A 23,715-nucleotide genomic window follows, 5' to 3' on the forward strand; every position below is an offset into this window, starting at 1 on the left:
TCAACCCACAAGGAGCGAACATGACAGACGTGAAGGCAGTCCCCGAAAGTTCCATCGACCCCGACGTGTCGTCGGGCGTCGCCCAGTTCCTCGCTCCGATCGTCGTCGATCTGCAGGCTCTCGCCATCGATGGCAAGCAGGCGCACTGGCACGTACGCGGCGCCAACTTCCAGGCCGTGCACGAGCTGCTCGACGAGGTCGTCGCGCACGCGCAGGAGTATGCCGACAGCGCCGCCGAGCGCGTGGTCGCTCTCGGCCTGCCGCTGGACGCGCGCATTCAGACGGTCGGCTCGAAGACGACCACCCCGCAGCTGAGCGCCGGATTCCAGCAGGCGGACGCCACGATCGCCGAGGTGATCGCCGCGATCGACGCGACGCTGAAGACCGTGCGCACCGCGATCGACGAGCTCGACGAGCTCGACCTGGTCAGCCAGGATGTGGCGATCGAGATCGCCCGCGGGCTCGAGAAGGACCGCTGGTTCCTTTTCGCGCACCTCGCGACCAAGTAGCACCCACACGCACGAAGGCCGCGCCCCTCCCGGGGGTGCGGCCTTCGTCGTTGCGGCCCCCGGAGTGTGTCGTTTCTCCGGAGGTTTTTGCTCGCGCCCCTGGAATCACGGGGGCAGCCCCACGCCCAGACGTGAAACCTCCGGAGAAACGTCACACTGCGGGGCGGGGCGGGGCTAGAGGGCGCGGTGGGTCCAGTCCCCGCCGAGCAGGGTGCCGGCGACCGGCATCGAGGCCAGCTGATCGCCGGATGCGGTGAGCGGGTCGGCCTCCAGGACGATCAGGTCGGCGACTCCCCCGACCTCCACGCGCGCCGGCCCGCCGCCGACGGAGGCGGCGAGCGCCTCGGCCGTCGTGATGCGCTGCTCCGGGTGCCAGGGCGCGAGCCCGTCGCGGGTGCGCGACACCGCAGCCGAGATCGTCAGCCACGGATCGAGCGCGGCGACCGGCGCATCGGAGCCGAGCGCGAGCTCGGCTCCGGCATCGAGCAGCGCCCGCAGCGGGAACGCGCGGTCGGTGCGGCCCGCCCAGAAGTGGTCGGCGACGTCGCGGTCGTCGAGGGCGTGCGCGGGCTGCACGCTCGCCACCACCCCGAGCTCGGCGAAGCGCGGCAGGTCGCGGGCGGCGACCAGCTGCGCGTGCTCGAGTCGGCCGCGCGCGCCGCCGGGCAGCGAGCCGAGCGCGGCGAACACGTCGAGCGCCATCGTGACGGCGCGGTCGCCGATCGCGTGGATCGTCGGCACCAGACCGCGCGCGAGCCCCTCGCGAGCGAGCGCCACCAGTTCGTCCAGCTCGTAGGTGGCCAGCCCGAACGCGTCGGCGCCCTCGAGGTCCGGGTAGGGCTCGGCGCACCAGGCGGTGCGGGTGTTGAGCGAACCGTCGGTGAAGAGCTTGAAGCTGCCGCCCTCGACGAGACCGCGCGTGCCCTCGATCGCAACCCCGGTGCGAACACCGGCCGCCGCCTCCAGCCCCGCCGGGTAGACCCCGGCACGCACACGCAGTCCGCCGAACCCGGCGGCAACCCGCCGCGCCCAGGCTCCGGGGGCATCCTCCATCTCCAGGTCGTGGATGCCGACGATGCCGCGTCGCGCCCACGCGGCCGCATCCTCGATCGCCCAGCGGTCGAGCACCGCCTCCGGCACCACCGAGAAGGCGATGTTGGCATCGAACGCCTCCTGCTCGCGCAGCCACCAGTCGTCCGGGCCCCGCCCGATGGTGGCGAGCGCCGCCCGGTTGCTCCACACCGTGTGCACGTCGCCGCTCACCAGCGAGACGGCATGCTCCCCCAGTTCGAGATCCTCCGGCTGCGGCTCCTCGGGCCAGAGCCCGTCGCGGAACCCGAAGCCGAGCAGCACGTCGCCCGGCGCCGGCGGAGCGACGTCGAGGCGGGCCCGCACGAGCGCCACCACCTCCGCCGCCGAGTCCGCTCCGCTCACGTCGAGCCGACGCGCCGCCATCGAGACCTGGCCGGAGTGGACGTGACCGTCCCAGAGCCCCGGATGCACGAAGCGCCCGTCGAGGTCGATCACCTCGGTCGCGGCATCGGCCTCCACCCGCGGGGCGAGGGCCGTGATGCGCCCCTCCCGCACGAGCAGGTCGACGAGCGCATCCCCGGCGCCGACGAGGCGGGCACGGCGCAGCAGCAGCGTCATGCGTGGCGCGCCATCTCGTCGGCGAGGCCGGGATGCGCGTAGTGGCCGTCGCCGCGGAGTTCGGCGGTGATCCGCTCACGCTCCTCGGCGGTGCGGTTCTGGCTGAGCTTGGCGCGCGCGTCGAATCGCGTCACCCGCAGGCGCACGCCGATCGTGCCGGTGGCGATGTGGCGCGCGCTGGCCTCGTCGAGCTGCAGCGAGCGCGGCTCGGGCACGTGCTGCTCGAAGTGGTCGACGAGCCGGCCGAGCACGGCGAAGTTCTCGTCGTCGCTCAGGATCTCGGGCACGCCCCACAGGTGGGCGGTGACGTGATTCCAGGTCGGCACCATGTCGCTCGGGTCGGGGTACCAGCTGGGCGAGATGTAGCCATGCGGCCCCTGCACGATCACGAGCACCTCGTGCTGCCCGAGCTCGTGGGCGCGCTCGTCGGGGCGCCCGAAGTGGGTGAGCAGCACGAGCTCACCGGATGCGGCGGTCGCCTCCTCGTCGAGCAGCGTCGGGTAGTGCGAGGCGACGAGGCCGTTCGCGGCGGGCGAGGTCCAGGTGGCCCACGGGTTCTCACGCACGAGACGGGCGACCTCAGCGGGGTCCGTCATCAGGTAGTACGGGGTGTAGCGCACGGCAGACTCCTCAGGCCTGGTCGGTGGGGCACCAGTACAGTTTGCGGCCCCCGAGCTCGCGCATGGCGATCGGCGTGCCGCACACGCGGCACGGCTCTCCCGTGCGGTGGTACACCCAGTGCCGGTCGTCGCGGCTGGCGAGCGCCCGCGCGTGCGCCTCGTCGTCGAGACCGTCCATCGTGAGCATTTGGCCGGTCTCGACCCCGATGGTCAGAAGGTGCACCCAGTCGCGCCAGAGCTCCCGCACGGTGCGCTCCGGCACGTCGCGTCCCGGCGTGAACGGGCTCTGCCGCGCCCGGAACAGCAGCTCGGCCCGGTAGACGTTGCCGATCCCGGCGACGACCGACTGATCCATCAGCAGCAGCGCGATCGCCGTCGGCTTCTTGCGCACCGTGGTGACGAATCTCTCCTCGGCCTCCGCGAGATCGTCGACGAGCGGATCCGGGCCCAGCTTCGCCAGCACCCGATCGACCTCCTCGGCGGTCAGCACCTCGCACGCGGTCGGGCCGCGCAGATCGGCGACCGTGTTCGAGGTCAGCAGTCGAACGCGCACCTGCCCCACCGGCTCCGGGGGGAACGTCTCGAGTTCCGCGCCGAGCTTCTCCGACTCCGACATGCGCAGTCGGGCCCGACGCGGCGCCCCGATCGACCAGGGCGAGTCCTCGTGACTGCCGACCACCGTGCCGCGCTGGTTGGTCTGCCCCATCCGTCCGTTCGCCGAGGCGAGCGTGTCGTCGACGTCGATCTCGCCGGCGAAGTCCCACGCGCCGTACATGCCGAGATGGATGCGCAGCCAGAGTCCGTGATCGAACTCCAGGAACATCTGCTTGCCGACGGCGCGCGACTGGACGATCGTGTGGCCGTCGAGCTGCGCGGCGCCCGCGGCGAAGCGGCCCTGGGGAGAGGAGACCGCGACCGGCTCGTCGAGGAAGTGGCGCGCGAACTGCCGCGCGATGCGGTGAACGGAGTGGCCCTCGGGCACGGTCGGCTAGGAGATCTCGTGCCCGGCGATCGCGCCCGTGGTCTCGAACTCGGCGAGCTGCGCGATGCGACGCGCGTGGCGCTCCTCGCCCGGGAACGGCGTCGAGATGAACGTGTCGATCAGCGCGACGACCTCGTCGAACTCGTGCTGGCGTGCCCCGATCGCAATGACGTTGGCGTCGTTGTGCTCGCGCGCGAGCTGCGCGGTGGACTGGTTCCAGACCAGCGCCGCCCGCGCCCCCTCGACCTTGTTGGCCGCGATCTGCTCCCCGTTGCCGGAGCCGCCGAACACGATCCCGAGCGCCTCGACGCCGACGGACTGGTCGCGCACGACTCCGCGCGCCGCGCCGATGCAGAACGAGGGGTAGTCGTCCAGCGGGTCATAGCTCTGCGGACCGTGGTCGATCACGTCATGCCCCTGCGCACGCAGATGCTCCTGCAGTTCCCGACTGAAGTCGAGCCCCGCATGGTCGGTGGCGATGTGGATCCGCACGCTCAGTTCTCCGTCTCAACGATCGAGTCGATCACCCAGACGCCGTCGACGTTGGGCACCAGGGTGTAGGTGTAGTCGTACTCTGCGGCATCCCGCAGGTTGGTCTCGTGGGTGTGCACGATGGCCCGGTCGGCTTCCGTCGCGGCGTCGAGCACCTCGAGCTCGTAGAGATACTCCCCGTCGACGGTGTACTCGGCGGCGATCGCCTCCCACGTCGTGCAGTCGAAGATGCCGTGGTCGTCGCTGCCGTGGGAGATCTCGCGGAACTCCTCCGTCGTCACCGACGTGAAGAGGTCGCAGTCGACGGTCGCATAGGCGCGATCGAACTGCTCGACGCTCACCGTCGGATCGCTGGCCGTGCCGACCGCGGTCGGCAGGAGGAAGGCGACCACGGCGATGCCGAGGGCGAGCAGCAGGGCCCCACCCACCGCGAGCAGGATCCAGGGCAGCGCCGAACGACGGCGACGCTCCGGGCCCGACTCCTCGACGGGCTCGGCAACGATCGGCTGGTCGGTGGCCATCCTGCTCCCTCGGTTGCTGTTTTCAGTCTAGGGGCGGGGCCGAAGGCCCCCTTGTCAGCGCCCCCGCGCGGGGGGAGAATCGAGTCACGGACGACGGGAGAACCCCATGCGTAGAACCGATTTCGTTCCCGAGCTGCTGCCGAATCTGTCGCGCGGCCGGCATTTCACTCCGCGTTCCGGCGCCTGCTTCATGGAGTTCGCGTCGTTCCTGGCGGGCGAGCGCTGGAGCGACCATCCCAAGTGCACCGACCCAGTCCTGGCGGCGATGGCCCGCGGGGTCAACGATCTGGTCGACGATGAGCATCGCGGCCAGCTGATTCACGACATCCCTCGGGTCGTCGGCGCCCGCGGAGACGACGTGCTGGGGCTCCGCATCGCGCTGCGCGGGGCGATCTCGGCGCTTCCGGTGGCCAGCATGGACCGACAGCACGCACTCGCGGTCGGCATCCTGCTGCTGATGCGCGAGCTCAGCGAGCGGGAAGAGCTGCCGACCACCGTGCGAGACGAGGCCGAAGCCGTGCTCGACGATGTGCCCGACGCCCACGCGTGGGCCGAGTTCCATCTCGCCCAGGTGCGGGTGAACCGCACACAGTTCGCTCGGCATGGCGCCACCTCGATTGTGCGCACGGCGGTGCTCGGCGTCGCGGAGGCCTGCGTCCCCGACGCCGACGCGCGACTGGTGGCGATGCTGCGCAGCACCCTCGACGATGTCGAGCAGATCCTCGCGACGCAGCGGAACGACACTGCCGCGGCCGCGCCCGAGGCGGTCGCATCCGCGGAGGAGCGACTCGCTCAGCACCGTTGACGCATCGTCACGACTTCTCGGGTTCGCGCGATTAGGCTGAATCCTCGGCGCGATGTGCGCCGCCTGAACGCATCCGAAGGAGTCCCGCGTGCCCGCCGACAACCTCACCCGAGTCGAAGCCCAGGAACGCGCCGCGCAGGTGCAGACCGACAGCTACGAGATCACCCTCGATCTGACGACCGGCGCTGAGACGTTCCGAGCCGACACCACGATTCGCTTCCGCGCGTCCGAGGGCACCAGCACCTTCCTCGACGCGATCACCACCGCGGTGCACTCGATCGAGCTCAACGGCGAGTCGATCGCGACGAGCGCCGCCGACGGCACCCGCATCCAGCTCGACGGTCTCGCCGCCGAGAACGTCGTGCGCGTCGTCGCCGACATGACGTACACCAACACCGGCGAGGGCCTGCACCGCTTCGTCGACCCGGTCGACGGCGAGGTGTACCTCTACTCGCAGTTCGAGGTGCCCGACAGCCGCCGGGTCTTCCCGGTCTTCGAGCAGCCCGACCTCAAGGCCACCTTCCAGTTCACGGTGACGGCTCCCGCCACCTGGCGCGTGGTGAGCAACTCCCCCAGCCCCGAGCCGGTCGTCGACGGCGAGACCGCGACCTGGAGCTTCGAGCCGACCCCGCGCATCTCGAGCTACATCACCGCGCTCATCGCGGGCCCCTACGAGTCCGTCCACGATGAGCTCGAGAGCGCGAGCGGGCGCACCATCCCGCTCGGCGTCTACGCGCGCAAGTCGCTCATGCAATACCTCGACGCGCACTACGTCTTCGACATCACGAAGAAGGGCTTCGCGTACTTCGAAGAGAAGTTCGGCTACCCGTACCCGTTCGCCAAGTACGACCAGCTCTTCGTGCCCGAGTTCAACGCGGGCGCGATGGAGAACGCGGGCGCGGTCACCTTCACCGAGACCTACATCTTCCGCTCGAAGGTGACGGATGCGATCCGCGAGCGCCGCGTCGTGACGATCCTGCACGAGCTGGCCCACATGTGGTTCGGCGATCTGGTCACCATGCGCTGGTGGAACGACCTGTGGCTGAACGAGTCGTTCGCCGAGTGGGCCTCGACCATCGCGACGGCCGAGGCCACCGAGTGGACCGAGGCGTGGACCACCTTCCAGGCGATGGAGAAGAGCTGGGCCTACCGCCAGGACCAGCTGCCCTCGACGCACCCGATCGTGGCCACGATCAGCGATCTCGAAGACGTGCAGGTCAACTTCGACGGCATCACCTACGCCAAGGGCGGCTCGGTGCTCAAGCAGCTGGCCGCGTGGGTCGGCATCGACGAGTTCTTCGCCGGGGTCGGCGCCTACTTCCGCAAGCACGAGTACGGCAACACGGAGCTCGTCGACCTGCTTCGCGAGCTGGAGACCACGAGCGGGCGCGAGCTGACCACGTGGTCGAAGCTGTGGCTGGAGACCGCCGGGGTCAACACGATCAAGCCGGAGATCGAGACGGATGCCGACGGCCGCATCACGAGCTTCCGCATCCTGCAGTCGGCGCACCCCGACTACCCGACGCTGCGCCCGCACCGCCTCGCGGTCGGCTTCTACGAGAAGACCGGGGCCGGCACGAAGCTGGTGCGCACCCACCGGATCGAGCTCGACCTCGACGCGGTCGCCGAGACCGAGGTCGCCGAGCTGGTCGGGCTCGCCAAGCCCGCCCTGGTGCTGCTGAACGACGACGACCTCGCCTACGCGAAGATCCGCCTCGACGACGAGTCGCTCGACACCGCCATCGCACACCTCGCCGACATCGACGACCCGCTCGCGCGCGCGCTCGTCTGGGGTGCGGCGTGGGATGCGACCCGCGACGCCGAGGCTGCCCCGCGCGACTACGTGCAGCTGGTGCTCAACAACATCGCGACCGAGACCGAGTCGACCACGATGCGGCTCGCTCTCACGCAGCTGTCGACGGCGGCACGCGCCTATGTCGCGCCGGAGATCCGCGACGACACGATCCGCCAGGTCGGCGACGCGCTGTGGACGCTCGCCAGCGAGGCGGATGCCGGCTCGGACGCCCAGTTCCAGTTCGTCAAGTTCTTCGCGAACCTTGCCTCCACCGCCGAGCACGCCGAGGCGCTGCGCGGGCTGCTCGACGGGTCGATCGCGCTGGACGACCTCGAGATCGACACCGATCTCGCGTGGGAGCTCCTGGAGGGGCTCGTGCTCGTCGGCGAGGCCGGCGAGGCCGAGATCGCGGCGGCGCTGGAGAAGGACAACACTGCGAACGGCCAGCAGGCCGCCGCGCGGGCACGGGCGACCATCGCGACCTTTGAGGGGAAGCGGGCAGCGCTCGAGTCGGCGATCTCGGACGCGTCGATGTCGAACGTCGTGCTGCGCAGCTCCGGCGTCGGCTACCAGCACGTCAATGACACGAGCGATTTCGCCGGCCTGATGGAGCCCTACTTCGACGCGCTCGTCGACGTCTGGACGAACCGCAGCTACCAGATCGCGTCGTACATCATCCAGGGCTTCTACCCGCCGGTCGTCAGCCAGGAGCTGGTCGACACCACGCACCGCTGGCTGGAGGCGCACCCCGAGGTGCCCGCGCTGCGTCGGCTCGTGATCGAGCAGCTCGCCGGCGTCGAGCGCGCCCTGAAGGCGCAGGAGCGCGACAGCCAGGCGCAGTAGTTCGGGAGGAACCCGGTCTCAGGCGAGCGTGAGGAAGAGCTTCTCCAGCTCGGCGCGGCTCAGACCGTCAGGACCGGGTTCCGTCTCGTCCAGCGTCGCGCAGTTCGTCATCGCGGCGGCGATGATCGCGAAACCGGCACGATCCAGCGCCGACGACACCGCCGACAGCTGCGTCACGACGCTGCGGCAGTCGCCGCCGTTCTCGACCGCGGTCACGAGTGCGTGAAGCTGCCCTTCGGCACGCTTCAGACGGTTCACGATGGCCCGCGTTGCGTCGGCCTGGTCACTCATGCTGCGTTCCTCTCGATCGGCAGTCCGGCGTGGTACCACTCGGTGATGCCGCCGAGGACGTTGACGGCGTCGCGGCCCTGAGCGGTCAGGAAGTTGGTCGCCTGCACGCTGCGTCCGCCCGAGAGGCACATGACGTAGAGCGTACGGTCATCGGGCAGCTCGGCGAAGCGAGTTGTGAGTTCGCTGAGGGCGACGTGAATGACGCCCGGCACGTGCGCCGCATCGTATTCGTCGCGTTCGCGCACATCCACGATCGTGGCGGCGTCGCCGAGTGCGGCGAGGTCGGTGGGGGTGATGCTCTGCATGGTGGTCCTCTCGGGTGGGTCAGGCGGCCGCGAGGGTCGCGGCCGCGGCGCGCGCGGCGGTTCCGTCGCGCCAGGTCAGGTAGCCGCCGTCCAAGTTGACGGCGTCGACGCCGAGCTCGGTCAGCAGCCGAACGGCGGTGTGAGCGCTCTGCCCCACACGACAGTGGATCACGATCGGGCCGCCCTTCAGCTCGTCGGCGCGCGCGCGGAGCTCCTCGACCGGAATCCAGGTGCTGCCGGGGATCGCGCCCTCGGAGAGCTGGCCGCGCGCCCGGACGTCGACCAGTCGCGCGCCGGACGCGAGCGCGTCCTCGAGCTCGTGCCACTGAAGCGTGCGGTCGAGCCCGTCGCGCAGGTTCTCGTTGACGTAGCCGAGCATGTTCACCGGGTCCTTGGCCGAGCCGAACTGCGGTGCGTAGGCGAGCTCGAGCTCCGCGAGCTCGCTGGCGGTGCGGCCGCTCGACATCGCGGTCGCGATCACGTCAATGCGCTTGTCGGCACCCTCCATCCCCACGGCCTGCGCGCCGAGGATGGCGTCGTCGACCGGGTCGACCAGCAGCTTGAGCGAGATGGGCCGAGCCCCCGGGTAGTACCCGGTGTGCTGCTGCGGATGCGTGTGGATCGCACGGTAGGCGCGCCCCGCCGCGCGCAGCTGCTTCTCGTTGGCGCCGACCGAGGCGGCGGCGAGGCCGAACACGGAGACGATGGCGACGCCGAAGGACGGGCGCGCCGAGATCGGGCGCCCGGCGATCGAGTCGGCCACGAGTCGACCGTGTCGGTTGGCGGGGCCGGCGAGCGCGAGGAGGCGCGTTCCGCCGAAGACCGCATCCGCCTTCTCGGCTGCGTCGCCGATCGCGTAGATGTCGGGATCGCTCGTGCGCAGCTCGTGATCGACGGCGACGCCGCCGCGCGGCCCGATCGTGAGCCCGGCGCGCACGGCGAGGTCGGTCTCGGGGCGGACGCCGATGGCGGAGATCACGAGCTCGGCGGGCACCTCGGTTCCGTCGTCGAGCGTGACCGAGTCGTCGTCGATGCGGATGGCGGTCGCGCCCGTGACAAGCCGCACCCCGTTGTCCTCGAGCTGACGGGCCACCGGCTGCGCCATCTCGGGATCGAACCCGGTGAGGATCTGCGGGTCGCGCTGCACGACCGAGGTCGCCACTCCGCGGTGCGCAAGGTTCTCGGCGACCTCAAGTCCGACGTAGCCGGCGCCGAGCACGACCGCGGTGCGCGGGGACTGGTCGAGGGCGGTCACGATGCGGTCGAGGTCGTCAAGGTCGCGCAGCACGTGCGCCCGCTCCGCACCCGGGATCTCGGGTCGGATCGGCGAGGCCCCGGTCGCGAGGATGAGCTTGTCGTAGCTGACGTCGTACGCGGCGCCGTCGGAGGGGAGCACCGAGACCGTGCGCGTCGAGGGATCGATCGCGGTCACGGTGGAGCGCACCCGCACATCGAGCCGGAAGCGTGCGCCCAGCGCCCGCGGGGTCTGCAGCACGAGCGAGGACCGCTCGGCGATGACGCCGCTCAGGTGGTAGGGCAGGCCGCAGTTCGCGAACGACACCTCTCCCCCGCGCTCGAGGACGATGATCTCGGCGGACTCGTCGAGTCGACGCATCCGCGTCGCGGCCGACATTCCACCCGCGACACCGCCGATAATCAGAACACGTTTCGAAGTCATGCACCGACTATACCCCCAGGGGTATCCGGGAGCAACTCGCGGAAAGGCGAACTAGGCTGAGCGCCAACATGGATTTCAGCTCTTGGGGCGCGTTCTGGGCCAGCGTCGAGGCCATCCTCGACGGCCGATTCGGCACGCCCATCTCCATCGTCGCCATCATCGTCGGCTCGATCATCGTGCGTGTCGTGCTGACCTTCGTCATCCGACGCGTCGTCCACCGCGTCGTCAGCGGCGTGAAGAAAAGCCAGGGCATCGAGGACACGCAGCTTCTCCCCGCCTCCCCTGTCGCGGCCGCGCGCGTCGTGCAGCGCACCCGCGCCCTCGGCGGCATCCTGACCGGCATCATCACCGCGGTCATCGTGATCGTCGCCCTCGTGCTGATCATCTCCGCCATCGACCCGAACGCCACGGGGGCCTTCGCCCTGATCACCGCGGCGCTCGGCGCGGGCCTCGGCTTCGGCGCGCAGAACCTCGTCCGCGACATCCTGAGCGGCATCTTCCTCGTCGCCGAGGACCAGCTCGGGGTCGGCGACGTCGTCGATCTCGGCCCCGCCACCGGCATCGTCGAGTCGGTCGAGATCCGCGTCACCCGCATCCGCGACGTCAACGGCACGCTCTGGTACGTGCGCAACGGCGAGATCACGCGCGTCGGCAACCTCTCGCAGGGCTGGTCGCGCGTCGTGCTCGACCTGCAGGTGCCCTACGACGCCGACATCGACACGGTCGAGGATCACATGCTCGCCACCGCCGTCCGGCTCTCGGAGGAGCCCAAGTGGAAGCGGCTCATCCTCGAGCGGCCCGAGCTCTGGGGCATCGAGTCCATCTCCGGCGACGGCATCGTCGTCCGCCTCGTCGTCAAGACTCACTCGGGCAGCAAGGACGACGTCGCCCGCGAACTGCGCGCCCGGCTCAAGCGCTCGCTCGACGAGCTCGGCGTTCGCCTTCCTGCGCTGTCAACCACGATCTTGACCGGCTACGAGGGCGCCGCCTCCGTGCGAGGCGCCCGCCCGCCGAAGACCGCCCAGGTCCCGATCCCGCGGCCGTCCCCCGGCCGCCGCTCGACCTCGAAGGAATCATGACCGAGAACCCCGTCACCCTCCGATCCGGCCCGAGCGGCGAAGCCGTCGGCGGCAACTTCTGGGAGCAGGTCGGCGGCCGACCGACGTTCGAGAAGCTCGTGCGCGCCTTCTACGTCGGCGTGAAGGACGACGAGGTGCTGCGTCCGATGTATCCCGAGGAGGACCTCGAGGGCGCAATCCAGCGCCTGACCGGATTCCTGGAGCAGTACTGGGGCGGACCGACGACCTACAGCGAGCAGCGCGGCCACCCGCGGCTGCGCATGCGCCACGCCGCCTTCAAGGTCAACCCGGATGCGCGCGACCGCTGGCTCGCCCACATGCACACGGCGATGAAGAGCCTCGAGCTCTCGCAGCTCCACGAGGCGACCCTCTGGAGCTACCTCGAGCGCGCCGCCCACGCGATGGTCAACACTCTCGACGCCTGAGAATTCCTCCGCTAATCTGATTGCGCGCTGAGTAACGCCTGCTGAGCGACCGTCAAGATCGGAGCACGTGATGCGCACCGCTTATCGTGAGGACATCGTGCGAAGTCGCACGACAGCGGCCCGAAAGGACGTCAGGGCGTTGAACACCATCGATCAGGTGCGCGAGGGCATGACCGTCGTCGACATGACCGGCGAGCGCGTGGGCACGGTGAGCGCGGTCAGCATCGGCGACCCGCAGGCCGTCACCGATGAGGGCCAGCACTTCGATGAGAGCTCCTTCGACATGCTCAACGAGCTCCGCTCGATCCTCGGCGGAGACGCGATTCCCGATGAACAAGCCCACCACCTGCTGCGCGCCGGATTCGTTCGCGTTCACCGACTGCTGCACCACGACCTCTTCGTCACCCCGAGCGAGCTCGATCGCGTCGACGGCGACACTCTGCACCTGTCAATCGCCGGCGGCTAGGCGCGCCCAGCCTCCCGTTCAGCACACCCCGATAGTCTCTGAACGCCATCGAGCATCGAGGAAGTGGGGGGTTCGCGCGTGACGGATCAGGCGGACGCGATCGTTGTCGGAGCCGGACTCGCGGGACTCGTCGCCGCGAGTGAACTGGTTGCCGCCGGCAAGAAGGTGATCGTGCTCGAGCAGGAGCCCGAGGCGAGCCTCGGCGGTCAGGCATGGTGGTCCTTCGGCGGCCTGTTCCTCATCGACAGCCCCGAGCAGCGACGCATGGGCATTCGCGACAGCCATGAGCTCGCCCGCCAGGACTGGTTCGCGAGCGCCGAGTTCGATCGCGACGAGGATGAGCACGGCCGCCGCTGGGCAGAGGCCTACCTCGCCTTCGCCGCGGGCGAGAAGCGCGCCTGGCTGCGCGAGAAGGGCGTCTCGTTCTTCCCCGTCGTCGGATGGGCCGAGCGCGGTGGCTACACCGCGACGGCACACGGCAACTCCGTTCCCCGCTTCCACGTCACCTGGGGAACCGGCCCGGCCATCCTCGAGCCGTTCATCCGCGCCGTGCGCGAGGGCGTCGAGGCGGGTCTCGTCGAGCTGCGTTTCCGTCACCGCGTCGACGAGCTGATCACGCGCGACGGCGCGGTGGTGGGCGCGCGCGGGCAGATCCTCGCCGATGACGACGCCGCACGAGGCGCCGCGAGCAGTCGCGACGAGATCGAGCCGTTCGAGTTCGACGCCAGCGCCGTGATCGTTGCCAGCGGCGGCATCGGCGGCAACCACGACCTGGTTCGCGCGCAGTGGCCCGAGTGGCTGGGCGCTCCCCCGAAGCACATGCTGAGCGGCGTCCCGGCCCACGTCGACGGACGCATGCTCGCGATCTCCGAGAGCGCCGGCGCGCGGCTGATCAACGGCGACCGCATGTGGCACTACGTCGAAGGCATCACGAACTTCGATCCGGTCTGGGCCGACCACGGCATCCGGATCCTGCCCGGCCCGTCGAGCCTCTGGTTCGACGCCACCGGCAACCGTCTGCCGGTTCCGCTCTTCCCCGGATTCGACACCCTCGGAACGCTCGAATACCTGCGCCAGAGCGGCCACGACCACTCCTGGTTCGTGCTGACGCAGTCGATCATCGAGAAGGAGTTCGCGCTTTCCGGCAGCGAGCAGAACCCCGACCTGACCGGCAAGAGCATCCTCGAACTGCTGCGCCAGCGCCTCGGCAAGGGCGCCACCGGCCCGGTCGAGGCATTCAAGGAGCACGGCGAGGACTTCGTCGTCGCCGACACCCTCGACGACCTGTTCGCCGGAATGAAGCGGCTCTCGCCCGGGATCAAGCTCGACACCAAGACCATCCGCCGCGAGATCGAGGCACGCGATCGAGAGCTCGACAACCCGTTCAGCAAGGATGCGCAGGTCACGGCCACGCGCGGTGCGCGCCGCTACCGCGGCGACCGCCTCATCCGCGTCGCCAAGCCCCACAAGATCCTCGACGCTCGGCACCGGCCCCTCATCGCCGTCAAACTCCACGTGCTCACGCGCAAGAGCCTCGGCGGAATCCAGACCGACCTGACCGGTCAGGTGCTCACCGCCGAGGGCACGCCGATTCCGGGCCTCTTCGCCGCGGGCGAGGCGGCCGGGTTCGGCGGTGGCGGCATGCACGGGTACCGCTCGCTCGAGGGGACCTTCCTCGGCGGGTGCTTGTTCACCGGCCGCACCGCCGGCCGCACGGTCGCCGCGCAGCTCTGACTGTGCCGCGTGTGCGCACGAGCGCGGCGCGTCTCCGCCTCTAGGCTCGGCGCGTGACCGAACAGACTCCGTACACCGTCGACGCCACCACCGCCGCCGCGCTTCGCGCCCCCGCCGGAATCAGCACGAGCACACCCTGGATCTGGGTGATCGCGCTCGCTCCCCTGGCCAGCGTGCTCCCCGCGCTGTTCATCGACTGGCGTGGGATCATGGCGGCCTCGCTCTCGGCGACCTACGACCCGCGGGCACAGTTCGCGATGTTCACCGACCCGGGCTATCTGGCCACCCTGCTGCTGGGCTTCGTCGTCACCGCGCTGCTGATCGCGGGCGCGTACTTCGACCACAAGGAGCTCACCGCCCGCGGCGTCCCGCAGCCCTTCGCGTGGCCGTGGATGCTGGTCGTGTTCGTCGCCGGCGGCAACCTCGTCTACGTGATCGGGCGCTCGGTCGTGGTGCGTCGTCGCACCGGCGGCGGACTCGCCCCCCTCTGGGCGACGATCGCGGTGCACGCCGTCTCGCTCATCGTCGGCGTCGTGATCATGTCGATCGTCTTCTCGACCGTGTTCGAGTTCGTCAGCTACTACGGCTGAACGGCCGGTCTAACGCGAGAGCGTCCAGGCGCGTCGCTTCACGAGCACGTGGCCGCGCGGGGAGCTGAGGCGCGTCCAGGTGCCCGTCTCGAACACCTCGATCGGCGCCGACGAGGCCGCGCCCGCGCCGCCGAGGAACCCGAGACTGAGCGCGGCGAAGGCGGCGCCCGCCGGGATGTGCTCGGCACCGGCGATCTCGCGCCCCCAGACCTCGGTGCGCACCGTGCGCACGATCTGCTCCCCGGCACCTTCGGGCAGCGCCTGCGCAACCTGGTCGATCCCCGCACGGGCGGCGGCGTCGAGCAGGCCTGACTCGATGGATCCGATCGGCGCCCACCCGCCGCGCGGCGGCGAGATCGCGGCCCAGGTGACGCTCGGAGCCTCCATCGGCAGCGTCAGGCGCGCTGTGAAGAGCTCCGGATTGGCGGCGCGGGCTGCCTCCGCCTGGACGTTCTCGAGACGCTGGCGCAGGGCGGCCAGCGGCACGACGGCGTCGAAGCTGTCATCACCGGAGATCCGGGCGACCCGCAGCCCCAGCACCGTGGGCGCGTCGTCGGTCAGACCGACCGGGTAGAAGATCGCGACGTAGACGGCGAGCACCCCGTTGGCGGCAACCAGGCGCACGGAACCGTCCTCGATGCGCGCGGCGCGCGCCAGGAAGGTCTGCAGATCGTCGAGGGCGGGGAGGTCTGTCAGCGTGAAGGAACGGCTCATCTGCTCCTAAACTACAACCCATGAGCGATGCCGTGTCGGGACTTCTGGCCGCCCTCGATCTTTCCGACACGGGTGCCCGCACACGCGAAGACATCTTCACCGGACCGAGCGAGTGGATGCCCAATGGCCGTGTGTTCGGCGGGCAGGTGCTCGCCCAGTCGCTGATGGCGGCGATCCGCACGACGCCCGAGGACCGGTTCGTGCATTCGATGCACGGTTACTTCCTGCGTCCGGGCGATGTGCAGCAGCCGATCACGTTCTCGGTGGACCGCATCCACGACGGTCGCTCGTTCTCGACCCGCCGCACGCAGGCGTACCAGTCAGGCGAGCCGATCATGTCGATGATCGCCTCCTTCCAGGATGTCGACCCGGGCTTCGATCACCAGGTCGAGATGCCGGCGGGCGTTCCCGACCCGGAGACGCTGCCGTCGACGGCGGAGGTGCTCAAGAACATCGAGCACCCGCTCGCCCGCGCCTGGGCGAACCGCCGCGCCTTCGACATCCGGCACGTCGAGGAGCCGATCTACCTGACACCCGACGGCAACAAGGCGGCGCACCAGGTGATCTGGATGCGCGCCCAGGACGCACTGCCCGACGACCCGAACATCCACCGCGCCGCCCTCGCTTACGCGAGCGACTACGCCATCCTCGAGCCCGTGCTCCGCCGGCACGGCGTCGCCTGGTCGAACCCCGGGCTCAAGGTCGCGAGCCTCGACCACGCGATGTGGTGGCACCGCTTCGCGCGGGCCGACGAGTGGTTGCTGTACGTTCAGGAGTCGCCCACGGCGATCGGCGGGCGCGGGCTCGCTCAGGGTCGGATCTACTCCCGCGACGGGGTTCTCGCCGCGAGCGTGGCGCAAGAGGGCATGCTCCGCGTGCCCGAGTTCCGCGAGTGACGCGCGGCGGGGGCAGCGCCCTCGCATTCGGCGCCGTCGGGCTCTCCGTCCTGCTGTGGTCCACCGCCTACGTCGTCAGTGAACTCGTCCTCGACACCGCGTCTGCGGCCGTGCTCTCCGTCGGCCGATTCGTCCTCGCCGTGCCGCTGCTGGCGATCCTGGTCGTGGTGCGCGGCAGCGATCCGCGGCGCGCGGGCCTTGCCGCCACCCTGCGCCGACCGCGCACGATGCTGCTCGGCTTGACCGGGGTCACGCTCTACTACGCCCCCACCAACCTGGCGCTCGAGGTGACGACGGCGGGAACGGCTGCCCTTCTGGCGGCCGCGCTGCCGGTGCTCACGGCCCTGCTCGCCGTGGTGCTGCTCGGCGAGCACCTTCCGCCGCGCACCATCGTCGGGCTGGTGTTCGCCACCCTCGGCGTCACCCTCGTCGTGGCCGAGGGCTTCACCATCGACATCGGAATCGTGCTCGCGCTGCTCGGAGTGCTCGCCTACGCCGTCTACACCGTGCTGCTGCGCAAGTACTCCCAGCCGGCGGTCGGCATCGGCCCGACCCCGGACACCGGCGCCATCACGCTTCCGAGTCTCGAGCACCCCGTCGAGCCACCGCCGGCCCGCACGGCGCCGGACTCCCTCACGCTCGCCACCGCGACCGGGGTGTGGGGAACCCTCTTCATGGTTCCGTGGCTCGGCTGGGAGATCGCGGCCGGCGTGGCGCGGATGCCCGCGGGGCCGGCCGGCTGGGGCGGCATCCTGTTTCTGGCGTTCGTCATCACGGCGCCGACGCTCGTGCTGTTCAACTACGGCGCGGAGCGGATCCCGGCCGCGATCACCGGAATCGCGATCGCCGGCATCCCTGTCCTGGGCTACGCGAGCGCGATCGTGCTCGGCGAGCAGTTCGTCGTGGTGAAGGCGCTCGGCGGCGCCGTGGCGCTGGTCGGCATCGTCATCGCGACGCTGCCCGGGCAGCAGCTCAGCGCCGGTTCGCGAACACGATCGGCTCCTCCGCGTGGGCTGACCAGGTCTCGCGCTCGGCGTCGGTGAGGCGGCGCGGTCGCATCGTGGTCGCATCGACGAGCACGATCGTCGTGCTCGCGCGCGCGAACACGGTCTGCGGCTCCGCGCCGACCGGCGAGCAGACCTCGTAGCAGACCTCGAGGCTGGACCCGCCGAGTCGGCCGATCCACAGCTGCACATCGATGGGCTTTCGCAGATACGGGACGGGAGCGAGGTACTCGATCTCCTGCCGCGCGATGAGCGAGAGCGTCTGCGCGCCGTCGCCGTTGTCGATCAGCGCGGTCGCGGGAGCATCGCTCGCGTCATCGCCGGCCGCGCCGTCCGCCCAGAACACCTGGATGCGGGCCTCCTCCAGCAGTCGCAGCATGACCGCGTTGTTGACGTGGCCGTAGGCGTCGAGGTCGGCCCAGCGCAGGGCGATCGGCACGTGAAGTCGGGTCATGGTGGACGGCTCCGTTCGAAACGCGAAGTGAACGCCATGTCTCGATCCGGACTCGATGGCGCCCGCGGTTGGCCAGGGCTTGCCCGGCTCTGTTACGTTAGTTGACGGCCTCCCGGCGACGCGTCCGACACGACCGTGGAGTGAGCCCCTGACACCCAGGCCGCGAGCGCCGCCCCCGTGGCGGCGAGCGTATGGCATGTCGATGCGCGACATCACTCGATGTGATGTCCCACGTCTGCGATTGATCGCAGACGCCCGCGTGGCGTGCCCGGACCGCAACCCGAGACCTGGCGCCCATGCGCGCGCAGGCACAGGATGACGTGACCGACACTGTTGCATTGAAGGCGGACGGACTTTTCAAAGTCTTCGGCCGCCGAACGACCGAAACTGTTGAACGACTCCGCACCGGCGCGCACCGCGACGAGGTCTCCCTCGGCACCACCGCCGCCGTGATCGACGCGAGCTTCGAGGTCAAGCGCGGCGAGATCTTCGTCGTCATGGGCCTCTCCGGCTCGGGCAAGTCGACCCTGATCCGGATGCTGAACGGTCTGCTCGACGCGACCGCCGGCACCGTGACGGTCGGCGGCGACCCGATCACGGGCATCTCGGCGGAGCAGCTGCGCCAGATCCGCCGCAAGCGCATCTCGATGGTGTTCCAGCACTTCGCCCTGCTCCCCCACCGCACGGTGCTGGACAACGTTGCCTACGGCCTCGAGATCCAGGGCATGCCGCGTGAGGAGCGCCTGGAGCGCGCCCGGAAGACCACCGCGCTCGTCGGGCTCGCCGGCTGGGAGGACAAGTACCCCTCCGAGCTCTCGGGTGGAATGCAGCAGCGCGTGGGCCTCGGCCGCGCCCTCGCCGCCGACACCGACGTGCTCCTGATGGACGAGGCGTTCAGCGCCCTCGACCCGCTCATTCGCCGCGAAATGCAGGAGCAGCTGCTCGAACTGCAGGAGACGCTGCAGAAGACGATCATCTTCATCACGCACGACCTCAACGAGGCGATGTTCCTCGGCGACCGCATCGCGGTCATGCACGACGGTCGCATCGTGCAGATCGGCACGCCGGAGGACATCCTCACCGACCCCGCCAACGACTATGTCGAGCAGTTCGTGCAGGACGTCGACCGTGCGCGCGTGCTCACCGCCGGCAACGTGATGGAGCGGCCGCGGCTTGCCGTCTCGGAGTCCGCGGGCCCGCGCACGGCGCTCAAGGCGATGCGCGAGGGCTACTCCTCGGCTGTCTACGTCACCGGCCGGGACCACAAGCTGCTCGGAATGGTGCGCGACCGCGACGCCATGAAGCTCGTGCAGAAGGGCGAGCGCTCGCTCGCCGGCATGATCCGCCCGGTGCCGCAGTCGGTCGAGGTCGACGCGGTCCTGATGGACCTCTTCGTTCCCTCGGTCGAGTCGCCGCTGCCGCTCGCGGTCGTCAACTCTGACGGACGCCTCGTCGGCGTGATCCCGCGCGTGACGCTGCTGGCCGCGCTCGGCCCCGGCGAGGCCGCAACTGGCGAGATCGTCATCCCCGTGCCCGCCGCGGAGATCGATGAACTGCTCGCCACTGCCGCAGGAGCCGCCGACGAAGCCCCCGCGACCGAAGCGAAGGAGACCCGCTGATGGATTGGTTCCGCATTCCCGTCGGCGAATGGTTCGACACCGGCCTGGACTGGGCGAAAGACAACCTCGCGATCGTGTTCGACGGTCTCGACACCGGCTTCGACTGGATGGTCACCTCGCTGACCGACCTGCTGCTCGTGATCCCGGCGCTCGTGCTCATCGCGGTCTTCGCCCTGATCGGCTGGGCGCTGCGCTCGTGGCAGCTCGCGCTCGGAACGGTCATCTCGTTCCTGCTGATTCTCGGCATGGACGTCTGGACCTCTGCCATGCAGACGTTCGCGCTGGTTCTCGTGGCGGCTCTCATCGCCATCGTGATCGCGGTGCCGCTCGGCATCCTGATGGCGCGCAACGCCGCAGCCCGCGCCGTGCTGCGCCCGGTGCTCGACTTCATGCAGACGATGCCGGCCTACGTGTATCTGATCCCCGCGATCATCTTCTTCGGCATCGGCGTGGTTCCGGGCGTCGTGGCGACGATCATCTTCTCGCTCCCGCCCGGGGTGCGCTTCACCGAGCTCGGCATCCGCGGAGTCGACGCCGAGCGCGTCGAAGCCGGCCAGGCCTTCGGCGCGACGCCCGGACAGATTCTGCGCGGCATCCAGCTGCCCCTCGCGGCGCCCACCATCATGGGTGGCATCAACCAGGTGATCATGCTGTCGCTCTCGATGGCGGTCATCGCCGGGATCGCGGGCGCCGACGGCCTGGGGAAGGACGTCGTTGCGGCGATCTCGACCCTGAACGTGCCGATGGGTGTCGAAGCCGGACTCGGCGTGGTGATCCTCGCGATCTTCCTCGACCGCGTGACCTCGGCACTGGGCACCCCCGCCGAGCACCCGCACTCGCTGCGAGCCATCGCTGCGCGCCGTCGCAGCGCGCGCGCCGAGCTCGTGGCCCGCGGCGCCAGCTAGGCGCCGCTCCCCCAATCCGCGCTCGACGGAGCTTCCGTGGAGCGCTGCCATGCCCGCATCGCCGGGAACAACCAGAGAAAGGACATTCACATGCTGAATGGACACACTGTGCGCCGTAGCGCCGTCATCGGAGGTGCGCTCGCCCTCACGGTCGGCCTCGCCGGCTGCGCGACCGCCGAGACCGGTGACGCCGGATCCGACAACGGTGACTCGATGGGAACCATCACCCTCGGCTTCATCCCCGGATGGACCGACGGCCTGAGCACCGCGTACCTCCTCGAGGACCAGCTCGAGAAGCTCGGCTACACCGTCGAGATGGAGACCCTCACCGAGGCGGCTCCGCTCTACATCGGTCTCGCCGGCGGCGACGTCGACATCTACCCCTCGGCATGGTCCGAGGTCACCCACGCCGCCTACATGGAGGAGTACGGGGACGACATCGAAGACCTCGGCACCTACTACGCGGGCGCCAGCCTGACGATCGCGGTCCCGACCTACACCGAGATCGACTCGATCGCGGAGCTCGCCGGCAACGGCGACATGTTCGACGGCAAGATCACCGGCATCGAGCCGGGCGCGGGCCTCACCGCCATCACGCAGGACACGATGATCCCGGCCTACGGCCTGGAGGGCGAGTACGAGCTCGTCACCTCGTCGACCGCCGCCATGCTCACCGAGCTCGGCAACGCGATCGACGCGCAGGAGGACATCGTCGTGACGCTGTGGCGTCCGTTCTGGGCCAACGCGGCCTTCGACATCAAGACGCTCGAGGACCCGGAAGGCGCCATGGGCGGCTCCGAGGGCCTTCACTTCCTCGGCACCGCCGGCTTCTCGGAGGAGCACCCCGAGGCCGCCGAGCTGATCGCGAACATCCAGCTCGATGACGCTCAGTACGGCGCGCTCGAGAACCTGGTCGTCAACGAGTACGGCGAGGGCCAGTACGCCGAGGCGATCGACGCATGGCTCGAGCAGTACCCCGACGCGTTCGAAGGCCTTCTCGCCAACTGACGCGATTCGTTCGTGACCGCGGCTCGCGCCGCGCGATGAACAGACAATGGCCGCTCCGGTTCTCCGGGGCGGCCATTGTCGTGTGCGCTCGCGATTGCGAACAATCGCGGTGAGCGGTCAGTCGCGCGTGAGCTTGCGGTAGGTCGAGCGGTGCGGGTTCGCCGCATCCGGGCCGAGGCGCTTGATCTTGTCCTCTTCGTAGGCGGCGAAGTTGCCCTCGAACCAGTGCCAGTTCGACGGGTTCTCCTCGGTGCCCTCGTAGGCGAGGATGTGGGTCGCGACCCGGTCGAGGAACCACCGGTCGTGAGTGATGACCACGGCGCAGCCGGGGAACTCGAGCAGCGCGTTCTCGAGGCTCTGCAGGGTCTCGACGTCGAGGTCGTTGGTGGGCTCGTCGAGCAGCAGCAGATTGCCGCCCTCCTTGAGCGTGAGCGCCAGGTTGAGGCGGTTGCGCTCACCACCGGAGAGCACGCCGGCCTTCTTCTGCTGGTCCGGACCCTTGAAGCCGAACTTGCTGACGTAGGCGCGCGACGGGATCTCGGTCTTGCCGACCGTGATGATGTCCAGGCCGTCGGAGACGACCTCCCACAGGTTCTTGTTCGGGTCGATGTTCGCGCGCGACTGGTCGACGTAGCTGATCTTGACCGTCTCGCCGATCTTCAGCTCGCCCCCGTCGATCGGCTCGAGGCCGACGATCGTCTTGAACAGGGTGGTCTTGCCGACACCGTTCGGGCCGATGACGCCGATGATGCCGTTCGGCGGAAGGCTGAAGCTCAGCCCGTCGATGAGAACGCGGTCGTCGAAGCCCTTCTTGAGGTTCTTCGCCTCGATCACCACATTGCCGAGACGCGGACCCGCGGGGATCTGGATCTCCTCGAAGTCGAGCTTGCGCGTGCGCTCGGCCTCGGTCGCCATCTCCTCGTAGCGCGCCAGACGCGCCTTCGACTTGGCCTGGCGGCCCTTCGCGTTCGATCGCACCCAGTCGAGCTCCTCGGCGAGGCGCTTGGCGAGCTTGGCGTCCTTCTTGCCCTGCACCTCGAGGCGCTGGGCCTTCTTCTCCAGGTAGGTGGAGTAGTTGCCCTCGTACGGGTAGAGCCGGCCGCGGTCGACCTCGGCGATCCACTGGGCGACGTTGTCGAGGAAGTACCGATCGTGGGTGATCGCGATGACGGCGCCGGTGTACTTCTGCAGGTGCTGCTCGAGCCAGAGCACGCTCTCGGCGTCGAGGTGGTTGGTGGGCTCGTCGAGCAGGAGCAGGTCGGGCTTCTGCAGCAGCAGCTTGCAGAGCGCGACGCGGCGCTTCTCACCACCCGAGAGGTTCGAGACGGGCCAGTCTCCCGGCGGGGTGCGCAGCGCATCCATCGCCTGCTCGAGCTGAGAGTCGAGGTCCCAGGCGTCGGCGGCGTCGATGGCCTCCTGCAGGGTTCCCATCTCGGCCAGCAGCGCGTCGAAATCGGCGTCGGGCTCGGCCATCGCGGCCGAGATCTCGTTGAACCGGTCGATCTTGGCCTTGATCTCGCCAACGCCCTCCTGGACGTTCTCGAGGACGGTCTTCGACTCGTCGAGCTCCGGCTCCTGCATCAGGATGCCGACGCTGTAGCCGGGGCTGAGGGTCGCCTCGCCGTTGGAGGGCTGGTCGAGCCCCGCCATGATCTTGAGGATGGTCGACTTGCCCGCGCCGTTCGGACCGACCATGCCGATCTTGGCGCCCGGGTAGAACGACATGGTCACGTCGTCGAGGATGAGCTTCTCGCCCACCGTCTTGCGGGCGCGGATCATCGAGTAAACAAATTCGGCCATGCGTCGAGTCTACGGAAGCCGCGGCCGTGTTCCTGACGCCCGGGTGGCCGGTCAGCCGACGGGTTCGGTCTCCCCGACCAGGCACGTGCCGGTGGCGAGCACCGAGAACGCCGCGACGTGCAGTCCCATGTCGGCGCCGTACTGGCCGACGAGGCAGGTGTCGTTGATCAGCACCGAGAACTGGACGCTGTCGGCGTCAAGGTTGACGGTGGTGCGATCGGCGGTCACCTCCATCGCCGAGCGGTCGAAGCCCGCCTCCACGAGCGCATCCAGGAGGGCAGGTCCCGTGTCGGCACCGTCGTCGACCGCGGCCGTCAGCACGAACTCGAAGTAGTCGAGATTCTGCAGCGCCGAGCCGTCGGGGCGCAGGGTGGGATCGGGATTCGGGATCGCCGTCGGCGGCGCGCTCGCCGTCATCGTGGGAATCGGCGCGGGCTCGTCGGCAGCGCAGGCGGCGGTGGTGAACGCCAGCGCCACGGCGACCACCACGGCCGCGACACGAGAGCGGACAGCCGAAGTCATGCTCACAG

Annotated in this window: 25 protein-coding genes; 13 read left to right on the forward strand and 12 right to left on the reverse strand. The window is 69.6% G+C overall.

Annotated elements, in window-relative coordinates; translation table 11 throughout:
* Nucleotides 1–20: 20 nt before the first annotated feature.
* Nucleotides 21–509 carry a ferritin-like domain-containing protein gene (locus tag ACR3ZA_RS03245; protein ID WP_473660102.1) on the forward strand — a complete coding sequence of 163 codons (489 nt, stop codon included), beginning with the start codon at nt 21–23 and terminating at the stop codon, nt 507–509.
* Between the two features lie 174 nt (nt 510–683).
* On the opposite strand, the gene ACR3ZA_RS03250 is transcribed toward ACR3ZA_RS03245, so the two are convergent.
* From ACR3ZA_RS03250 to ACR3ZA_RS03270, 5 genes are read right to left on the reverse strand one after another with little or no spacing between them, the layout of a single operon-like run.
* Complete coding sequence (locus ACR3ZA_RS03250) at nt 684–2,159, reverse strand: amidohydrolase family protein (RefSeq protein WP_473660104.1); 1,476 nt, start codon at nt 2,157–2,159, stop codon at nt 684–686.
* Nucleotides 2,156–2,779 carry an FMN-binding negative transcriptional regulator gene (locus tag ACR3ZA_RS03255; protein WP_486179541.1) on the reverse strand — a complete coding sequence of 208 codons (624 nt, stop codon included), beginning with the start codon at nt 2,777–2,779 and terminating at the stop codon, nt 2,156–2,158. The genes ACR3ZA_RS03250 and ACR3ZA_RS03255 overlap by 4 nt, the downstream gene beginning before the upstream one ends.
* 10 nt (nt 2,780–2,789) lie before the next feature.
* A complete protein-coding gene (locus ACR3ZA_RS03260) occupies nt 2,790–3,761 on the reverse strand; it encodes a DNA-formamidopyrimidine glycosylase family protein (protein WP_473660108.1) in 972 nt (323 codons plus the stop codon).
* A gap of 6 nt (nt 3,762–3,767) precedes the next feature.
* A complete protein-coding gene (locus tag ACR3ZA_RS03265) occupies nt 3,768–4,253 on the reverse strand; it encodes a ribose-5-phosphate isomerase (RefSeq protein ID WP_473660110.1) in 486 nt (161 codons plus the stop codon).
* Nucleotides 4,254–4,255: 2 nt separating this feature from the next.
* Nucleotides 4,256–4,774, reverse strand: a complete 519-nt coding sequence (locus tag ACR3ZA_RS03270) for a hypothetical protein (protein ID WP_473660112.1) — start codon at nt 4,772–4,774, stop codon at nt 4,256–4,258.
* Between the two features lie 106 nt (nt 4,775–4,880).
* Between ACR3ZA_RS03270 and ACR3ZA_RS03275 the strand changes: the two genes are divergently transcribed.
* Entirely contained in the window at nt 4,881–5,579 is a 699-nt protein-coding gene (locus tag ACR3ZA_RS03275) for a hypothetical protein (RefSeq protein ID WP_473660114.1), read from the forward strand.
* Between the two features lie 88 nt (nt 5,580–5,667).
* Entirely contained in the window at nt 5,668–8,217 is a 2,550-nt protein-coding gene (pepN, locus tag ACR3ZA_RS03280) for an aminopeptidase N (RefSeq protein ID WP_473660116.1), read from the forward strand.
* A gap of 18 nt (nt 8,218–8,235) precedes the next feature.
* On the opposite strand, the gene ACR3ZA_RS03285 is transcribed toward pepN, so the two are convergent.
* Genes ACR3ZA_RS03285 through ACR3ZA_RS03295 form a run of 3 tightly spaced genes read right to left on the reverse strand, consistent with a single transcriptional unit; the run spans nt 8,236 to nt 10,491 of the window.
* A complete protein-coding gene (locus ACR3ZA_RS03285) occupies nt 8,236–8,508 on the reverse strand; it encodes a metal-sensing transcriptional repressor (protein ID WP_473660118.1) in 273 nt (90 codons plus the stop codon).
* Entirely contained in the window at nt 8,505–8,813 is a 309-nt protein-coding gene (locus ACR3ZA_RS03290; RefSeq protein ID WP_473660120.1) for a rhodanese-like domain-containing protein, read from the reverse strand. The genes ACR3ZA_RS03285 and ACR3ZA_RS03290 overlap by 4 nt, the downstream gene beginning before the upstream one ends.
* 19 nt (nt 8,814–8,832) lie before the next feature.
* Nucleotides 8,833–10,491, reverse strand: coding sequence for an FAD-dependent oxidoreductase (locus ACR3ZA_RS03295; RefSeq protein ID WP_473660122.1), 1,659 nt, complete (start codon nt 10,489–10,491; stop codon nt 8,833–8,835).
* Between the two features lie 68 nt (nt 10,492–10,559).
* Here ACR3ZA_RS03295 and ACR3ZA_RS03300 point away from each other — a divergent pair, with 68 nt between their 5' ends.
* The 5 genes from ACR3ZA_RS03300 to ACR3ZA_RS03320 all read left to right on the forward strand — a co-directional run bounded on the left by ACR3ZA_RS03300 (nt 10,560) and on the right by ACR3ZA_RS03320 (nt 14,785).
* Nucleotides 10,560–11,570, forward strand: a complete 1,011-nt coding sequence (locus ACR3ZA_RS03300) for a mechanosensitive ion channel domain-containing protein (RefSeq protein WP_473660124.1) — start codon at nt 10,560–10,562, stop codon at nt 11,568–11,570.
* On the forward strand, nt 11,567–11,995 hold the full coding sequence (locus ACR3ZA_RS03305) for a globin domain-containing protein (RefSeq protein ID WP_473660126.1): 429 nt from the start codon (nt 11,567–11,569) through the stop codon (nt 11,993–11,995). Before ACR3ZA_RS03300 ends, ACR3ZA_RS03305 begins: the two co-directional genes overlap by 4 nt.
* Before the next feature lie 139 nt (nt 11,996–12,134).
* Nucleotides 12,135–12,461 carry a hypothetical protein gene (locus tag ACR3ZA_RS03310; protein ID WP_473660128.1) on the forward strand — a complete coding sequence of 109 codons (327 nt, stop codon included), beginning with the start codon at nt 12,135–12,137 and terminating at the stop codon, nt 12,459–12,461.
* 78 nt (nt 12,462–12,539) lie between these two features.
* Entirely contained in the window at nt 12,540–14,195 is a 1,656-nt protein-coding gene (locus ACR3ZA_RS03315; RefSeq protein WP_473660130.1) for an FAD-binding dehydrogenase, read from the forward strand.
* Between the two features lie 53 nt (nt 14,196–14,248).
* A complete protein-coding gene (locus ACR3ZA_RS03320) occupies nt 14,249–14,785 on the forward strand; it encodes a hypothetical protein (protein ID WP_473660132.1) in 537 nt (178 codons plus the stop codon).
* A gap of 9 nt (nt 14,786–14,794) precedes the next feature.
* Here ACR3ZA_RS03320 and ACR3ZA_RS03325 read toward each other — a convergent pair whose 3' ends face one another.
* Nucleotides 14,795–15,499: a DUF8185 domain-containing protein gene (locus ACR3ZA_RS03325; protein ID WP_473660134.1), complete on the reverse strand. Its 705-nt coding sequence runs from the start codon at nt 15,497–15,499 to the stop codon at nt 14,795–14,797.
* Between the two features lie 20 nt (nt 15,500–15,519).
* On the opposite strand from ACR3ZA_RS03325, the gene ACR3ZA_RS03330 reads away from it, so the two are divergent.
* Both ACR3ZA_RS03330 and ACR3ZA_RS03335 read left to right on the forward strand, forming a co-directional pair.
* Nucleotides 15,520–16,395, forward strand: a complete 876-nt coding sequence (locus ACR3ZA_RS03330; RefSeq protein WP_473660136.1) for an acyl-CoA thioesterase domain-containing protein — start codon at nt 15,520–15,522, stop codon at nt 16,393–16,395.
* Nucleotides 16,392–17,438: an EamA family transporter gene (locus ACR3ZA_RS03335; RefSeq protein WP_473660138.1), complete on the forward strand. Its 1,047-nt coding sequence runs from the start codon at nt 16,392–16,394 to the stop codon at nt 17,436–17,438. Before ACR3ZA_RS03330 ends, ACR3ZA_RS03335 begins: the two co-directional genes overlap by 4 nt.
* Here ACR3ZA_RS03335 and ACR3ZA_RS03340 read toward each other — a convergent pair.
* The gene (locus ACR3ZA_RS03340; RefSeq protein ID WP_473660140.1) at nt 17,368–17,853 is read right to left on the reverse strand and encodes a thioesterase family protein; all 486 of its coding nucleotides are present in this window, start codon (nt 17,851–17,853) and stop codon (nt 17,368–17,370) included. The genes ACR3ZA_RS03335 and ACR3ZA_RS03340 overlap by 71 nt on opposite strands.
* A 296-nt stretch (nt 17,854–18,149) precedes the next feature.
* On the opposite strand from ACR3ZA_RS03340, the gene ACR3ZA_RS03345 reads away from it, so the two are divergent.
* The 3 genes from ACR3ZA_RS03345 (at nt 18,150) to ACR3ZA_RS03355 (ending at nt 21,385) form a co-directional block, all read left to right on the forward strand.
* Nucleotides 18,150–19,472, forward strand: a complete 1,323-nt coding sequence (locus tag ACR3ZA_RS03345) for a betaine/proline/choline family ABC transporter ATP-binding protein (RefSeq protein ID WP_473660142.1) — start codon at nt 18,150–18,152, stop codon at nt 19,470–19,472.
* Entirely contained in the window at nt 19,472–20,377 is a 906-nt protein-coding gene (locus tag ACR3ZA_RS03350; RefSeq protein ID WP_473660144.1) for an ABC transporter permease subunit, read from the forward strand. Before ACR3ZA_RS03345 ends, ACR3ZA_RS03350 begins: the two co-directional genes overlap by 1 nt.
* A gap of 90 nt (nt 20,378–20,467) precedes the next feature.
* The gene (locus ACR3ZA_RS03355; protein ID WP_473660146.1) at nt 20,468–21,385 is read left to right on the forward strand and encodes a glycine betaine ABC transporter substrate-binding protein; all 918 of its coding nucleotides are present in this window, start codon (nt 20,468–20,470) and stop codon (nt 21,383–21,385) included.
* Nucleotides 21,386–21,502: 117 nt separating this feature from the next.
* Here the strand turns inward: ACR3ZA_RS03355 and ettA are convergent, their stop codons facing one another.
* Together ettA and ACR3ZA_RS03365 are read right to left on the reverse strand one after the other, a co-directional pair.
* The gene (gene ettA / locus ACR3ZA_RS03360; protein WP_473660148.1) at nt 21,503–23,185 is read right to left on the reverse strand and encodes an energy-dependent translational throttle protein EttA; all 1,683 of its coding nucleotides are present in this window, start codon (nt 23,183–23,185) and stop codon (nt 21,503–21,505) included.
* Nucleotides 23,186–23,236: 51 nt separating this feature from the next.
* Nucleotides 23,237–23,707 carry a DUF6993 domain-containing protein gene (locus ACR3ZA_RS03365; protein ID WP_473660150.1) on the reverse strand — a complete coding sequence of 157 codons (471 nt, stop codon included), beginning with the start codon at nt 23,705–23,707 and terminating at the stop codon, nt 23,237–23,239.
* Between the last annotated feature and the right edge of the window lie 8 nt (nt 23,708–23,715).

The sequence above is a fragment of the Herbiconiux sp. J20-20 genome (genome assembly GCF_057365085.1).